Raw genomic sequence first — 17,195 nt, 5'->3', positions numbered from 1 at the left:
TATATGTTATTTTGAAGTTTCTCCTTATCTTTTGATAAGTTCTTCAATTTTTCTTCTTTCTTTTTTAGATCGTATCTTTTATCAATTACTCTTATGGCTTGCGCATATTGAGTTTGGTTTAAACTATCTTTTAATCTTACCATCTCTTTAAAATAGAAGTAGGCACTATCAGGTTTATTTTGGGCTTCATAACTTTTGTATAGCCATTCATTAACAAACATCTCATCTATAGTTCCATTACTAGAATCATTAATGTTTTTTAGTAATTTCTTAAAGGTTTGTATAGCTTCATTATATTTTTTGTTTTGAAATAATAAAACTCCCAAATTATTTGTTGTTCCAAACTGTCTAGTTCTTGTCTCAGCATTATCAAAAAGTTCATAACGTCTTAAAGCTTGATCGTAACTCTCTTTAGCACTTATAAAATCATTTTTGAATACATCTTCATAAACACCTTTTAACTGAAAGAAGATTGCACTTAAAATCTTGTTTTTTGATATGTGTCCAAATCCTTTCTTAAAATGATTATCGAGTATTTTTATCTCTTTTTCTAAAATTTTTCGATCACCAATTTCTCTAAACTTTCCCGCTATTTTATAATACAAAACCCAAAACTTATCAATATCATCATTAGCATATAAATTATATTGCTCTGTTTTCTTTCTAAACAATTCTAAATCCATTCCATTTTTAAATATTAAATGGTTCATTTTTTTTAACACATGATTTATCCCGCTTGAATCATTTAATTTAAAAGCTATTTCATTTGCAATAAGATAATTAGCATATGCTATCGAATCATTCTCATTATTTTTTAAATATAAATCGCCTAGTAAATAGTGGTAAACCAGTTTCTGTTTACTAGTAAGTCTATTGCCGTTAAAAAATTGTGTAGTATCAACAAAATTGGTATCAAACTTGGAAGTCTTTAAGTTGTTTAATTCAATTTGATAAAGATTTTTTAAGTTTTCGTCTTTAACATATGTAATCAAGCTATCAACCTCATCTATTTTGTACGCCCTAATAGAAGATAATATGTCATATGACTTATTTTGTCCATGACATATTATCAAATTAACGTATAAGATTATTAGCAGGATCTTCTTCAAAAAAAGTTTTTACTAAAATACTACATTGGATTTACAAATTCTTCCCTTAACCCAATTCATTCCATTGACATTATATTCTGCTTTAGTCACCAACTTACCATCCTCTTTAAAAATAAAATCAATGATTGTGTTCTCTAAAACTTCGAATGGAGTAGTCAATGTATAAGTTTTATAGCTATTTTCTCCAGAGACATCAGTTTCAAGTTCTACAATAATTTCGATTATATTTTCATTTTCTGGGTTAGGTTCAGGATCGCTAGCACCAACAACTCGATATCTCTTATTATACTTTGCTTTTTCTGCTCCCACTAAGCTATGAGCATCAAATTCTATACTTGTAACTTTTCTTTTATTTCCTCTTAAACTCTTAGTTTTAAATCTACCTATTACGCCATAGAATACATTTCTTTCAGTATCGACTTCTACATGTATCGGTTGAAAATCACATTGGTTATCAAGATTAATATTTAACCTTATCCGTTCATTTAGTTCACCTAAATCCTTTGGAGGTTCCATTGGTGTACAATTTTGTGCGCCAGCATTCTCTGAGTTACAATAAATATTAATATCCGATTGTCTGTTATTCAAGAATAACTGTGTAAACACAATTAATAATAGCCCAACAATAGTTATTAATGCAATTTGGTTAGTTTTCATAATTTTAAATTTTAATTAAAATAGAATATTGTTTAAATATCTAATATATTATTTGCTCTTATGTGATTATTTAATCTATTGACCTGCATCTTTCTCTTTATTTTCATTTTTTGAGAATAGCGAAATCCCTATCGCAAAGCCTAACCAAGGTTTCGCTTGATAATTCCAATTCCTTCCTAATGATCCTGTCATAAAATCAAAACCAAAAAATAGCCCCACTTGAAAAGATTCATATTGATATAAATATCCTGCATTAACCATTAAAGCTTCGGAAGCATCATCTAGAATTTCATCTTCAATGTTGGAGAAACTATCCTGATCCACTTTTATTCTAGATATTCCAACTCCTCCCAATAGATTATGGGATTGTTTTGTTATACCGGAAACCGTACGTTTCCACCCAAAGTTAAACCCTAAATTAAGGTTCTCTTCAAAATTAAAAAAGCGCTCATCTCTATTTCCAAACCTTACTTTTATTGGTAAAGTCATAACACCATATGTAAAAGAGTCTGAATACCCGTAATATCTCCTGGTTTTATTATTAAAATCTTGAAGTTTCATTTTGAATTGCACGCAATTAGACCAAGGCCCTATGTAATAATAATTCTTGTCTAATTTTTCTTCTATATCCTTTTTTGTCATACACGGGTTTTCATCCTCATTGCTCACCTTTCCTTTTATTTTTTTGTCTTTTGTTTTTTTCTTTGAAAAATTCCAGAAAGATATTATTAATTTGTCCTCTCCGTCAATGAAACTGTCAACTCTAAATTTGGTTCCAATAGGTATTTTGAATTTTTTATTCCTACTAATAGTTGAACCTTCAGAATACCAAACTTCTATGTTATTTGCTATAGTGATATAAGATTTTCCTGTAATCTCTTGTGACGACAATTCTGAAGTGATAAAAGCACATAATAAAAATGATAATAATTTGAAGTTCATAATTGTAATTTTAAAATCTACTCAAAACTACCTGTACATCAATATAGTATCCAAAAAAATGTCGTGAATAACATAAGAAATGACGCGAGTTGCCTTTTAACTAATCTTTGTATTTCTTTTCGTCTACCCTATCAACACAAAAAGAAGTATTTTTGTATCTTATTTTATGTCAAAAAAGCTCTTAAATCACATAGCGTTACCTAAAGATTTACGAAATCTTTCTGTTGAACAACTACCTCAACTGGCCAAAGAGTTACGTGAATTTATTATAAATATTGTTGCCGCTAAAGAAGGGCATTTAGGTGCTAGTTTAGGCGTTGTTGAACTTACTATTGCTTTACATTATGTGTTTGACACACCTAATGATTTACTGGTTTGGGATGTTGGGCATCAAGCCTATGTACATAAAATCTTAACCGGTAGAAAAGAAATTTTTGACACTAATCGACAACTTGGTGGTATCTCAGGATTCCCTAAAAGAAGTGAAAGTAAATATGATGCATTTGGTGTAGGGCATTCATCAACATCCATTTCGGCAACTTTAGGGATGGCTATAGCTTCTTCTTTAAAAGGAGAAAAAGAAAAACAGCATATAGCAGTTATAGGTGATGCTTCTATCGCTAGCGGAATGGCTTTTGAAGGTTTAAACCATGCGGGTGTTACCGATGCAAACCTTCTTATTATTCTAAATGATAATGCCATGGGTATAGACCCTAGTGTTGGTGCTCTAAAAGAATATTTGACCAATATTAAAAATAGTAAGAAAGTCAGAAATCATAATATTATTAAAGCCTTAAATTTTGATTATTCTGGTCCGATAGACGGTCATAACTTAGATGCTTTAATTACAGAATTAAAGCGACTTAAGAACATCAAAGGCCCTAAGTTCTTACATATAATTACTACAAAAGGTAAGGGTTTACAAAAAGCAGAAGAGGATCAGGTAAAATATCATGCTCCAGGGAAATTTGATGCTAAAACTGGTGAAATACATGTCAAACCAGCCTTAAGGCAGCCTCCCAAATATCAAGATGTCTTTGGCTTAACATTGGTTGAATTAGCCAAGCAAAATGAAAAAATCATCGGTATAACACCTGCTATGCCCACAGGAAGTTCTCTAAAGTTTATGCTAGATAAACTACCAGATCGAGCATTTGATGTTGGTATTGCTGAACAACATGCCGTTACATTTGCTGCAGGAATGGCTACACAAGGTATGATTCCGTTTTGCAATATTTATTCAACCTTTTTACAGCGTGCATACGATCAAATTATACATGATGTAGCTTTACAAAAACTTCCTGTTATTTTTTGTCTTGACAGAGCAGGAATTGTGGGTCAAGATGGTGCCACACACCATGGTGTGTTTGATATTGCGTATTTGCGCTGCATACCAAATATGATTATTTTTGAACCTTTACATGAACTTGAGCTCAGGAATATGATGTTTACCGCACAGCTTGGTTTAAAATCTCCAATAGCAATTCGCTATCCTCGCGGAAGAGGAGTGACATTAGATTGGCAAATTCCTTTTAAAAAACTGGTAATAGGTAAAGGTCAAACGCTTAAAGAGGGTTCTAAAGTAGCTATTTTAAGTATCGGACATATAGGAAATACGGTAAAAGAAGTTTGCAATGCACATCCCAAAAAGAAAAAGCTAGCACATTACAATATGCGTTTTGTAAAACCTTTAGATGAAGCTTTATTACATTCGATTTTTAAGAAATTCGAGTGTATAGTTACTGTTGAAAATGGTACCATTGTAGGAGGGTTTGGTAGTGCTATAACTGAATTTGTGCAAAAGTATAATTACAGTGATGTTAACGTTAAAATTATTGGTGTACCCGACACATTTATTGAACATGGAACAACTGAAGAACTCTTGAGTTCAATAGGATTAGATTACAGTGGAATTAAAAAAACGATCAATTCATTTCTTTAAATGATATAGTGCATGAGAAGTCTTTATTTTTCATTTTTTTTCGGTTTAATATCTTTATTTTCTTTTTCACAACGTATCATTATTACACCAATAAAAGGTATTGATACGCTTCCTTTGTCGTATATAAAACCTATAGAAATTCGAAAAAATTATCCGAAAGCAAAATTCACTAAAATAGATTCTCTTCTATTTAAATTAGATTCTTTGGCGAGACCATTTTATCAGATTTCATACGATACTATCACCAATGAAATTACCTACAACACCAAATATCGTCTTAACGTCAAAGAATTATCGGGTGATACTACATATATACCAATACCTAAAAAAGAAACATTTATAATAGTTAAAAAACAACTTGATTTTGAGCCTATAAAAATTGATAAACTCATAAAAGTAGTTGAAATTGATACTACAAAAGTAGCACCTGACCCTGTTTGGTGGTCTTACAGAAATAACTTTGCTTTTGATATTAGCGAGGCTGCCTTTGTAAACTGGAATGCAGGTGGTAATAATTCTGTTGCTGGTTTAGTTAAAGTTTCCTTTTATAGAGATTATAAAAAAGCCTATGTGCTCTGGAAAAACGAAATTTTAGCACGCTATGGATTGAATGCACAAGAAGATAGAGAATTGCGGAAAACAGACGATAAATTATTAATAAATTCTACTTTTGGCTATCGAACCGATACTATTTCGAATTGGTATTATTCTGTTAAGTTTAACTTTAATACACAATTTACAGATGGCTACAGTTATCCTGATACTACTACTCCTATTTCTCGTTTTTTTGCACCTGCCTACTTATTTTTGGGTGTTGGTGCACAATATGATCTTAAAAAAGATCAATTTTATGTGTATTTATCTCCGATAACCCTAAAATCTACTTTTGTTAGAGATAAACGCTTATCTGACGAAGGAGCATTTGGCGTAGAACAAGGGAAACGATCGCGTAATGAATTTGGTTTTTTAGTTCAGGGGAGTTGGGATGTTGAACTATTTAAAAATGTAATTATGAAAAATGACGTTTCGCTATATTCAGATTATCTTCAGAATTTTGGGAATATAGACGTTAAATACGATCTCGTTTTGAACTTTATAATAAACAAATACATGCGCGCTAATTTAGGAGCACATCTTATTTATGACAATGACATAAAGTTTAAAGAAGATATAAATAACGATGGAATACTGGATGTGCTTGGTCCTAGACTTCAGCTAAAACAGCTTTTAGGAATCGGAGTTGCGTTTAACTTTTGATTTCTAAAAAGTTATATAATTATTTATTCTTTGAAGAATTTTTTATTGAAAGCATATGTATCACTTTCAATTTTTAATACATACAGCCCTGGTGATAAATTAGAAATATCTAAGTCGATTTTACCTACAACATTCCTATTTTGACTAAATACATTTCTTCCATTTAAATCGTAAACAGCTACTTTCGAGTTTCCGAAATCTAACGAAGAGTTGATGTTTATAATACCATTTGTAGGATTAGGATATAAAGTAATTCTATCATCATTAGATTCAATTTCTTCAACATTTAAGACAGTTGAAGTAAACTTGCCTGTGAATAGCCCTCGACCATATGTAGAAGCCAACACTGTATTATCTGCCGTACGTAAATCAAAACTGGTAACCTTTACGTTCTGCATTCCGTTTTGAGACTGTACCCAGTTCGGGTTCGTACTCTTAAAGTTATTTGTTCTCCAAACTCCTAAATCTGTTCCTATGATGACTTCATTATCTAACAAGGGATTCATCATAATAGCTTTAACAGGGATATCGGGAAAATCACCTTCTTTGTTTTGCCAAGTATTACCCCCATCTTCTGTGTACCATATACTTTTTACTCCATAATTATGAAAAGTAACCATGATTTCATTTTCATTAGCACCAAAATTTATAGCAGATATACTTCCTAAAAATTCTGAGCTAGAAATGTTAGACCATAAAGGTGAAGTGTTAGCTCCAGTAATTTTTAGTAGATTTCCTGTGACAGTTCCAACAAAAAGTGTAGTGGACACTGAATTGAATTGGGATACTTTAAGTACAGTAGGCGCTGAGTTTAATAAGGTATTTGTAATATTTACTCTTGTTGGTGTTCCAGATTTGATATTAGTAAATCTCGATATTTGAAATGTAGATCCTGATGATCCATTAGTATATAAAATATCTAAATTGTCATCTAGATCAGCAGGATTAATAAATGATCCTGTACTATCATCTCTTACAATCACTCTTGAAATATTTGTGTTTGGTAAATTAAATCTTGTAAAATTATTATTTGTAAAAGAAGTTATTAAATATTCGTCATCTTTATCAATAAAACAATATCCTCCATCCCCTCCTGATATTTCAAAAGATCCAGAAATACCAGAATTTGCATTTAATATAACGTTAGAGCCATTATCTTGAGTTCCTCCTAAAAATCGTTCTTGAGAAATACTTTGATTAATTGCTCCCCAATAATATTGACCTGTATTATAATTATTACCTCTACCAGAAATTGCTACTAGTGAATTATTAGCTGTAGATAAAGAATTCGCATAATAAACTCCTCCATCAGTAGCGATAACTGCTTTATTAGGATTAGAAGGATCAAAAGACATTTCATGAATATCAGCATGTACTAAAGGCACATTCAGTGCATCAAGTCCTGGGTTATTAGACCATTTAGAAATTTGAGTCCAAGCGTCATCAGGAGTAGCTCCTATACCTCCGGTAGTACTTCTAAAAACATCTATCCCTCCAACATACACTATATTGTCATTAGTAGGATTAACTTCAATCATTAAATTATAGAACGCCTGACCTCTGGTAAAATCATTTGCTGAAATACCGTTATCTGCATCATCAGGTAATGTTAAATTCTGAATTGTATTAAAACCATCAGTAGTTCTTAATAAAGTAACGGGGTTTTCATCTGCTAGAACATAAATTTTATTTGCATTTGCGTTAGAAACTTCAATTTCAGTTCGTCTTGCGTTTGCGACTACATGTCTTTGAACAAAATTAATCCCATTTGTTGAAGAAAATATGGTACCACCTCCGCCACCAAATCCAGCACTAGAAGTAGTCGATACCCATATAGTATTATCTGGTCCTATTTCTAGATCATTAGGAACATACGGATTATTATCAGGTGTTAATGGTAAATTAATACGAGTCCATGTATCTCCTAAATTTGTAGATTTATATAAACCGATATCAGTTCCTCCTAAAGATCCTCCTGGGCCTTCTCTATAAATTGCATCTCCCACAGCAGCATAAATTTCTGTAGTACCACCAACATTTCTAGTGATTATATCATTAATATGAAATATACCAGGTACTACTGGTAACCCTACAGGAGTATCAGAATTAATATCATTTAATGTAGCATTTACTGCTTGTGATTGTAGCGCTTCTAATATTAAGTTGCCGTCAGATCTAGATATCATTACAGAAGGAATGCTTATAGTTGCATCTACACCACCCATAGTGATAGGGTTTCCAGGAATATTATTAATAACAATAACTGCATTTGCACCAGCATCTTGCGCATTTTTAACTTTCACCGTAAAATTACAAGCTCCTCTCTCAACAACGGCTATATTACCACTTATAGCTGACGAATTTGTAAAAGCATTGCATCCTTCTAAAGGTGTAGCTGTGCCATCTTCAGCCAACACTAAATCACCAGTAATAACGGTATTAAATACAGGACCAAAAGATGCTCTTATTGCAACAAAATCTCTAGAAATACTTTCTGGACTATTAATTGTTACCTGTGAACCTCCATTAAAAAATGAAGCTCCCACTACGCCTCCAAAAATACGTGCCCAACTCTCCCCACCATCTGTTGACCTCCATACACCATTACCATTTACCTGGCCTTGAACATAAGATTCACCAGTTCCTAAATATAGTATATTCGAGTTATTAGGATCTGCTGTAATACTAGATACCGCCAAATTTTCAGGTACACCAACTCTAGTCCAAGAAGAATTAATATTGGTGATGTCATCATTAACCCACAATCCTCCACTTACACCACCAGCAAAAACTCTTTTACCGCTAGAATCATTAGGATCAAATAACATCGCTCTCGTTCTACCTGGAACGTTATTTGGTCCTCTTTCGACCCAAGCATTTGAAGTAGCACTCCCTGGAACATCTTTTTGAATTCCTTTAAATGCCAATTCTTCCTGTAATTTAAATTTTTTCTCAAACTCTGGTCTGCCTAAAGTAGGGTTCATCTCTAACAAATACTGCTCTTCAAAGTATTTATTTGGAGGTAATCCTCTTTGTTTGCGCTCCTTTTTACTTAACTTAAGTAAGTTATTATAAGGATGCTCGTTTAAGAGTTCTACGTGTTTTTCTCTAAGCTTTTCTATATCAGTTTTTTCATGAGTTTTATAGACATAAAACCCTATCAAACATGCACAAATTAAAATAAGGGTAATTTTTGCTCTCATACACTCTTAATAGATTATTTGAAATAAATGAGCGCTAAAAATATTAATTAACTTCCAGTAAATATGTTAGCTATCTTACTTTTCATCTAAATTTCTATGCCTTTTATTTTTTTATGAAGTAATATGGCTGCTCCATCTGAGATACTTGCTATAAAAGAACAAACAGAAAGTATTCTACTATATATATTTTCAGAATTACTACGATACTTTTCTGGAAGTAAATTCATTAATAGTTTATCGTAATTAGAACCTTTATTCTCGTATGTCTTGTTAACTGCAGTTATAAAAACATCTAAAAGATCTGCCAGTACTTTATAGCCTGAAATCTCCTTTTCAACGACTTCATTACTTAAATAAATCTTTTCAACACTAATCTTAATAAGATCATCTATTTGAGCTTCATATTTACATTTATCTAATAATGAAATATGATATTCGCCTCGTAAAATGGCTTCTTCATTTTTAATAAAAACTTCTGCAGCCTCATTAATAAGATTCCCTATAGCCAATGCTCTTAAATAACTTAAACGGTCTTGCTTTGTTTTTAGCTGATAATATTTTTCAGAATTAATGGTATCTCTTACCAGATTTATCAAGTATTCAAGTGCAAATTGTTCATCAATTAATCCTAAATTAATACCATCTTCAAAATCAATAATTGTATAACAAATATCATCTGCAGCTTCTACTAAATAAGCAAGCGGATGACGACTAAAAGTAATGTCTTTTCCATCGCGAATCTGTTTTAATCCTAAGTCATTAGCCACCTCAATAAATAGAGATTTTTCAGATTGAAAAAAGCCATATTTCTTATCGATAATATCGCTTGTTGGTTTTTTGGGTAATGACTCTTTTGGGTATTTCATAAAAGCACCTAGAGTTGCATATGACAACCGCAATCCACCTTCTACACCTTCTCTATTTTCAGTAAGAATTCTAAATCCATTAGCATTACCTTCAAAGTCTATAAGGTCTTGCCATTCTTTTGCCGATAGATGTGCTTTATATTTTAATCCATTTCCCGTTTTGAAATACTCACCAATGGCTTTTTCACCACTATGACCAAATGGCGGATTACCAATATCATGTGCTAAACAAGCACTGGCAACTATGGCTCCAAAATCGTTTATTTGATACCCTTCGGCAACCAGTTCAGGATATTTTTCTAACAACTTTTTACCCACGATTCTCCCTAAAGATCGCCCAACGACAGACACTTCTAAACTATGAGTTAATCGTGTATGAACAAAATCTGTTTTAGAAAGAGGTACAACTTGTGTTTTGTCTTGTAAGCTTCGAAATGAATTTGAAAATATTACTCGATCGTAGTCCACTTCAAAACCTACTCGTGTTTCATCTTGATCTTTTCTATGACGCTTTTGAGTATCTCCATGACGTTTTAATGAGAGCAATTGACTCCAATTCATTAGCTTATAATTTAAAGATTGCAAGGTACATCATTTTTAAAAAGCCCATAGTTTACATTAACTTAAAATTCAACCTTTTTTCCTAACATTTAACTAACATAAGCATCATGAATCTTTAACCTGTGGTTAACCCAATCTTTACATTGTTATGATTTCTTTGCATTATTATTATTTGATAATACGATATGAAAAAATATTTAGTAATACTGTCTTTATTAGTTAGTGTTTTTACTGCTGCACAAGACTACGGAATTATAGAAGGTGTTGTTTTAGATAAAGAGTTACATAATGAACCGCTTGCATTTGCTCATGTAAAAATTAAAGAGACAAAACAAGATGTTTCTAGCAATATAGATGGGGCATATGCATTAGAGTTACCACCAGGAACATATACGTTGATCATTAATTTCCCAGGATATAAAAAATTAGAACTTCCAAATATTTTAGTAAAGGCTAACAAAATTACTTCGATCGAAGATAAAGTATTACAAGCTTTACAAATGCCTTCTAGCCCAGTAGCATCTTCATCAAAAGAAAAATAATAACACTTACTTATTCAAGTCAACTAAGGTGAAAAAGTTTACAAAAATTATAACAACATTATTCTTATGTTGTTTCGTACTAGTTAATGCACAAGAAAAAGGAACGATTCAAGGTAAAGTTTTAGATAAAGATGCTAACAACGAGCCCTTGCCTTTTGCTAATGTCTTTATTAAAGGTTCGCAAATGGGAACCACATCAGACATTGATGGGGTATATTCTTTTCAAGCTGTACCAGGAACTTATACCCTTGTTATTAGTTTTGTTGGGTATCAAACAATTGAGTTAGCAAATATTATCGTTACATCTGGTAAGGTAACCTCTTTAGAAGATATTATTCTCGGTCCAAACCAAGGCGTGGCTTTACAAGAAGTTGTGGTTAAAGCTTCCACTAAAAAAGAAAGTGTAGCTGCTTTATTAACCGAGCAAAAGAAGGCTACTGAAATTAAAACTGCCATTGGCGCAGAAGAACTTTCTGCCAAAGGGATTAGTGATGCTGCAGGAGCAGTAACTAAAATTTCAGGTGTTTCTAAACAAGAAGGGTCGAGCAATGTATATGTGAGAGGTTTGGGTGATCGCTATTTAAACACTACACTGAATGGCTTATCATTACCCTCTAACAACATTAGCAAAAAGAATATTGATCTAAATATTTTTAGCGCAGATGTTATTGAAAATGTTTCGATTAGCAAGGCTTATTCATCTAAGTTTTACAGCGATTTTGCAGCAGGTAATATCGATGTATCTTCTAAAAATTATAATGGTGAAGGCTTCATCGAAGCTTTTGTTTCAACAGGCTTTAATCATAGAGCGATAGGTGAGAATTTTGTTAAAAATTCAGGAACAGGTCAGTTTGGATATTATGGAAGGTACGATCATAATCCTTTTGCCATAGTATTATCGCACGGGGTTGATCCTATAGAGTCTCCAATGGCTCCTATAAATTTAGGAATTGGACTAAATGCTGGAAAGTCATTCGATATAGGCGATGCATCGCGACTAAATCTTTTCTTGACAGCTTCTTTCGATAGTAATTATGAATATAGAAAAGGAGAAACAACAGATTATACCTTAGTAGAAAATAAGAGTTTTAAACAAGCCGAAGAATATGAATTTGGCACAACGACTACGATTATGGGTAATATAGGGTTTCGGTTTGATGAAAACCACGACTTCAAATTCACCTCTTTGTTTATTAACAAGTCTTCCGATCAAACAAGTTATTTTGGTATTGATGGTCTCGGAAGAAATAGAGATGCTATTGTGAATAGTGATCAAGGGTTTTACCAAATGAACGTGCAGTTTAACCAAGATCTAATTACTGTAAATCAGTTATTAGGAGAACATACCATAAATGACAAACTCAAATTAGACTGGGGAATTGGATATAATAAAGTATTTGCGCACGAGCCTGATAGAAAACGTATTAGTTTAGAAAACTATCAATTAGCATTAGATAATGATCCTAATACGAATCCTGTTTTTTATACGAATAACGAATTCGATAATCAACGTTATTTTCAAGATATCGAGGATGAAGAGTTAAATGGTAGAATTAATTTTGCATATACACCCTCAGAAAATGTAAAGATTAATTTTGGTTATAATGGAAGAACTAAAGAACGTGATTTCAAAAACATTCGCTATGGTTACAGATTTGCTAATGATAATTTACCCATAAGTAATGTAAACAATCTCGATGCAATTTTTAATGTAAATAATTTAAATACAGATGGCAATGGTTTATTTTCTACGGTTGCGTTTAGATCTGTTTTTCCTCAAGTTGGCTCAGCGAATATTCCTGGTAACCCAGAGAACACCTATAACGGAAAGTTAGATATATATGCAGGATATGTCAATGCTGAATTCAATATTAACGATAAATGGCTTATCGTTCCTGGTTTTAGAGCTGAATCATTTAGCCAAAGAATAGATTATAATGTAATCAATTTACCACCGAACGATCCTGGATTTAGAGAGTCGTATGAAAATTTCTATCTACCAAGCTTGAGTGTTCGCTATGCTTTAAATGACGAGCAAAACATACGCTTTGCTTTCAGTAAAACAGTTTCAAATCCTGAATTTAAAGAAATTGCTCCCTTCGTTTATGAAGGTGTTTCACAGCGTATAGGAGGTAATCCAGATCTACTAAATGATCCTTCTTTTTCTGAGGTGTTCAACTTTGATCTTAAATACGAGTGGTTCTTTGGTAGAGGTGAAATTTTCTCTTTAGGTGCATTTGCAAAGCAAATCAATAATCCTGTGAATTTAGTAGTTGCCTTCGATGCAACGGGTACACAACGTTATTTTAGAACGGGAAATAAAGCTAATATTTATGGTGCAGAGTTAGAGTTTAAGAAGAATATCTTACTAGACGAAGATGAGCAGCCTAAACTTTCAGCAGGATTGAACGTAACCTATATGCACACGAATCAAGATCTTTTTGAAAATGTAGATGGTTCTATTTATAATACCAGTTTTAACAGAAAAGAGGATGAATTGCAAGGAGCTTCGCCACTAATTATGAACGCAGATGTTAATTATAGCCCAACTTTTAACAATTATAGACCAACTGCGAGTTTAGTATTCTCTTATTTTTCAGATAGAATTGATGCCTTAGGTTCTGGGCAATTAGGTAATGTAATTGAAAAAGCAGTACCAACTTTAGATTTCGTTTGGAAGAGTCAAATAAAAGAAGGTTTACAATTTAATGTTAGTGTAAAGAATTTATTAGATCCTTCTATAAAATATATAAGAGAAACTACTAATGGCGATGTAATCGTTACATCTGCCAACGGAAAAGGGGTCACAAACTATAAAAGAGGAATCACAATAGGTGCCTCATTAAAATATAATTTTTAACTACTAATTACAATCAAATAAAATTTAAAAAATGAAAAAAGTATTCTTAGGTTTAGCATTAACTTCATTACTATTTTCTTCATGTGGTAATGACGATACTGCAGATATTATCATCAATATAAACGGTGAAACTGGTAGTACAGATGCCATAGAATTATCAGGAAATCAATCAACAGATTTAACGTTAGAATCTGATAAAGAGTATATTGTTACAGGTCCATTAATTATGGAATCAGGTACAACATTAACAATCCCAGCAGGTATGACTGTTAAAGCGGCAGCTACGGGTGCCGATGTATATGTGGCTATTGCACAAGGAGCTCAAATTATGGCAGATGGAACTTCAAGCAATCCGATTGTATTTACTTCTGCGGCAACTACACCCAATGCTGGTGATTGGGGAGGACTCATTCTTTTAGGAAAAGCACCTATTAATTCAGTAACGGGTGGAGACGCAACCTCTACATCAGAAATTGCGAGTTTACCTTATGGCGGATCTGCTGCAGATGATAATTCAGGGACACTACGTTACGTAAGAGTTGAGTATTCAGGAGGTAAGGCCGACGGACAATCAGAAAATAATGGTTTTTCTTTTTACGGTGTTGGTAACGGTACAACTGTTGAATACATTCAGGCTTTTGCCGGAAAAGATGACGGTATAGAGTTCTTTGGCGGAACAGTACATGCAAGTTTTGTTGCTGTATTGAATTCTGAAGATGATTCTGTAGATTGGACGGAAGGTTACACAGGTACTTTAACAGATGTGTATATAAAACACGGAATCGATCATGATAAAGGAATTGAAGCTGATGGGTTTAATACAGATATAGGTAACAATTCAAATCCAAAATTCTTCTCTAAACCGACAATAACTAATTTAACTATTATAGGTTTGGGCTCTGGTACTGGTAATGAAGCTATTCGTTTAAGAGCTGGTACCCAAGGAATTTTCACCAACGTTTTTATACAAGGTTTTGAAGAAGCTTTCGACATTGATGGTGACGATGGTGATAGCCCAACTGGGAATGGTGTGGTGAACGGCGATTTAAATGTAACAGACACAACGTTTGAAGATGTAATCACTATTTTAAAGAACGATACTGGGGTAGAATTTTCTCAAGCAGATTTTATTGATGGTTCTTCTAATGCTACAGGCACCGATTTTGCAACTTGGGGTTCAGGTTGGACTAGACAATAATTAACCTTTAACATAATAGAAAAAGCCGATACACTTTTATCGGCTTTTTCTATTATAATTGATATTTTATTAATTGTATGCCATCGAACTATCAGATTTTTTAGAAACTTTAACCACTTTACCATTTAAGTAATCAACTTCTTTTACTTCTCCGTCATTATAAAATAACCATTTACCCGTCTTAACACCAAGTTTGTAGTTTCCAATAGAAACTTTCTCTCCTTTATCGTTAAAATAAGTCCAAGTACCATGTAATTTTTTATCCTTAAAAAATCCATGCTGCTCTACTATTCCTTCATCACTATAAAAAGTCGCTTCTACTAAGTCTCCTTTCTTTTCATACTTAACCTTATCCTTTTTTTGAGCAAAAGAAAAGCTTATAGAAAGCATTATTAAGAGTATGGCTATTTTTTTCATATTTCGTTTATTTTACTAATATTAACGCAACTAAAATAAAAATTATTTTACATTAAATCAACAATTACATAACATTAAATTAACATTATATTTTTAAGATATTGATTATTAATTATTTAACGATTTTAAAATTGAAGTTTTATATACTACCTACTAAAGTATAATTAATAATAAGATAATGTTTAGTTTACAATGAAATGCAATAAATAAAATATTTTTGTCTAGGTCTATATGGATTTAATAGTTTCAAAAATCAATTAGTTTTTGTCAACTAATTTTTGAAATATCTGGGGCTACTTTGGCCAAGTAGCCCTTTTTTTGCTAAAAAATCATCAAAAAATAACTTGCAGGAAACATTTAGTTAACATTAGAATTAGTTCTTTGCAGCGACAAAAACTAATATAATGAAACTTAAGTTAAGTATAATTGCTATTTTCTTTTTAGCAATTTTTTCTATAAATGCTCAACAAACAAATGCTCCAAAATTTGGTAAAGGTCTTTTTAATCTTGTAGGAAAAGACAGTTCGTTTACTATGAAAATTGCAGCACGTATGCAGTTTTTAGCTATTGCTAATTGGGAGAATCAAGACGGTTCATACATAAACCCAGAACAAAATTTCTTAATAAGAAGAGCTCGACTAAAATTTGATGGCTTTGCCTTTACTCCTAAACTTAAATATAAATTAGAATTAGGTTTATCTAATAGAGATATTTCTGGAGCTTCTAAATTTAATCGTAATACTCCTAGATATATTTTAGACGCGGTTGTAATGTGGAATTTCTATGAAAATTTTGAACTTTGGGCTGGTCAAACAAAACTTCCTGGTAATATTGAACGTGTAATTTCTTCTGGAAATCTACAACAAGTAGATCGTTCTTTATTAAATAGTCGATTTAATATTGATCGTGATTTAGGTATTCAACTTAGACATCATTTCAATCTTTCTAATAGCTTTTTAGTAAGAGAAAAGCTTGCGATTTCTCAGGGTGAAGGTAGAAACATTACTGAAGGAAATCTTGGAGGTCACCAATACACTGCTAGATTAGAATTATTGCCTTTTGGAAAATTTAAGAGCAAAGGAGACTATAGTGGTAGTGATTTGAAGAGAGAGGAAAATCCAAAATTAATGTTAGCTGCTACTTATGACATTAACAAAAACGCGGTTAAAAATAGAAGCAACCAAGGCTCTTATATGGTTAATGATATTGGTTTTTATGAAACTGATATTAAAACAATTTTTATAGACGCCATGTTTAAATACAAGGGTTTCTCTTTTATGGCCGAATATGCTAATAGAGATGCTGACGATCCGTTTGCAAAAAACTCTGATGGAACCTTAACAGGAGATGAAGTTCAAGTTGGTGATGGTTTAAACTTACAAGCTGGTTATTTATTGAATAATGATTGGGAAATTTCTGGTAGATATACCAACATAGACTTAGATCAAAATATCACAGATAAAAATCCTGAAAGTCAATATACATTTGGTGTTTCTAAATATATTGTTGGTCATAAACTTAAAGTACAGTCAGACATTAGTTATTTATCTGTAAATGGTGGTAATGATGACTTAATGTATAGATTACAATTTGATATTCATTTTTAGAGTACAGTAAAAACATAACAATTAGATAATATAT

12 protein-coding genes are annotated in these 17,195 nt (G+C 32.2%); 6 read left to right on the top strand and 6 right to left on the bottom strand.

Annotation, left to right across the window (positions count from 1 at the left end):
- From AC1EUY_RS12400 to AC1EUY_RS12390, 3 genes are all read right to left on the bottom strand, one after another.
- Positions 1 to 1,073 (bottom strand): tetratricopeptide repeat protein (locus AC1EUY_RS12400; protein WP_480195862.1); only part of this gene is annotated, 1,073 nt, incomplete at its 3' end.
- A gap of 48 nt (positions 1,074 to 1,121) precedes the next feature.
- Entirely contained in the window at positions 1,122 to 1,766 is a 645-nt protein-coding gene (locus AC1EUY_RS12395) for a hypothetical protein (protein WP_480195861.1), read from the bottom strand.
- A gap of 75 nt (positions 1,767 to 1,841) precedes the next feature.
- Positions 1,842 to 2,708: a hypothetical protein gene (locus tag AC1EUY_RS12390; RefSeq protein ID WP_480195860.1), complete on the bottom strand. Its 867-nt coding sequence runs from the start codon at positions 2,706 to 2,708 to the stop codon at positions 1,842 to 1,844.
- 166 nt (positions 2,709 to 2,874) lie between these two features.
- On the opposite strand from AC1EUY_RS12390, the gene dxs reads away from it, so the two are divergent.
- Together dxs and AC1EUY_RS12380 are read left to right on the top strand one after the other, a co-directional pair.
- A complete protein-coding gene (dxs, locus tag AC1EUY_RS12385) occupies positions 2,875 to 4,650 on the top strand; it encodes a 1-deoxy-D-xylulose-5-phosphate synthase (protein WP_480195859.1) in 1,776 nt (591 codons plus the stop codon).
- 12 nt (positions 4,651 to 4,662) lie between these two features.
- Positions 4,663 to 5,907 (top strand): DUF3078 domain-containing protein, encoded by a 1,245-nt coding sequence (locus tag AC1EUY_RS12380; protein WP_480195858.1) that lies wholly within the window; start codon positions 4,663 to 4,665, stop codon positions 5,905 to 5,907.
- Between the two features lie 23 nt (positions 5,908 to 5,930).
- Here the strand turns inward: AC1EUY_RS12380 and AC1EUY_RS12375 are convergent, their stop codons facing one another.
- Positions 5,931 to 9,110, bottom strand: coding sequence for a PA domain-containing protein (locus AC1EUY_RS12375; protein ID WP_480195857.1), 3,180 nt, complete (start codon positions 9,108 to 9,110; stop codon positions 5,931 to 5,933).
- 86 nt (positions 9,111 to 9,196) lie between these two features.
- Positions 9,197 to 10,537 (bottom strand): deoxyguanosinetriphosphate triphosphohydrolase, encoded by a 1,341-nt coding sequence (locus AC1EUY_RS12370; protein ID WP_480195856.1) that lies wholly within the window; start codon positions 10,535 to 10,537, stop codon positions 9,197 to 9,199.
- Positions 10,538 to 10,722: 185 nt separating this feature from the next.
- Here AC1EUY_RS12370 and AC1EUY_RS12365 point away from each other — a divergent pair, with 185 nt between their 5' ends.
- The 3 genes from AC1EUY_RS12365 to AC1EUY_RS12355 are packed head-to-tail and all read left to right on the top strand — an operon-like array spanning position 10,723 to position 15,137.
- Positions 10,723 to 11,079, top strand: a complete 357-nt coding sequence (locus AC1EUY_RS12365) for a carboxypeptidase-like regulatory domain-containing protein (protein ID WP_480195855.1) — start codon at positions 10,723 to 10,725, stop codon at positions 11,077 to 11,079.
- A gap of 28 nt (positions 11,080 to 11,107) precedes the next feature.
- Positions 11,108 to 13,939, top strand: a complete 2,832-nt coding sequence (locus AC1EUY_RS12360) for a TonB-dependent receptor (RefSeq protein ID WP_480195854.1) — start codon at positions 11,108 to 11,110, stop codon at positions 13,937 to 13,939.
- Positions 13,940 to 13,970: 31 nt separating this feature from the next.
- Positions 13,971 to 15,137 (top strand): multidrug transporter, encoded by a 1,167-nt coding sequence (locus AC1EUY_RS12355; protein WP_480195853.1) that lies wholly within the window; start codon positions 13,971 to 13,973, stop codon positions 15,135 to 15,137.
- A gap of 69 nt (positions 15,138 to 15,206) precedes the next feature.
- On the opposite strand, the gene AC1EUY_RS12350 is transcribed toward AC1EUY_RS12355, so the two are convergent.
- Positions 15,207 to 15,554, bottom strand: a complete 348-nt coding sequence (locus tag AC1EUY_RS12350) for a toxin-antitoxin system YwqK family antitoxin (protein WP_480195852.1) — start codon at positions 15,552 to 15,554, stop codon at positions 15,207 to 15,209.
- A 404-nt stretch (positions 15,555 to 15,958) separates the two neighbouring features.
- On the opposite strand from AC1EUY_RS12350, the gene AC1EUY_RS12345 reads away from it, so the two are divergent.
- The gene (locus AC1EUY_RS12345; protein WP_480195851.1) at positions 15,959 to 17,161 is read left to right on the top strand and encodes a porin; all 1,203 of its coding nucleotides are present in this window, start codon (positions 15,959 to 15,961) and stop codon (positions 17,159 to 17,161) included.
- Positions 17,162 to 17,195: the final 34 nt, after the last annotated feature.

Source organism: Maritimimonas sp. 2210JD6-3 (assembly GCF_056591795.1).
The sequence above is the reverse complement of the archived record's forward strand: the minus strand, read 5'-3'. Positions and strand labels throughout refer to the sequence as shown.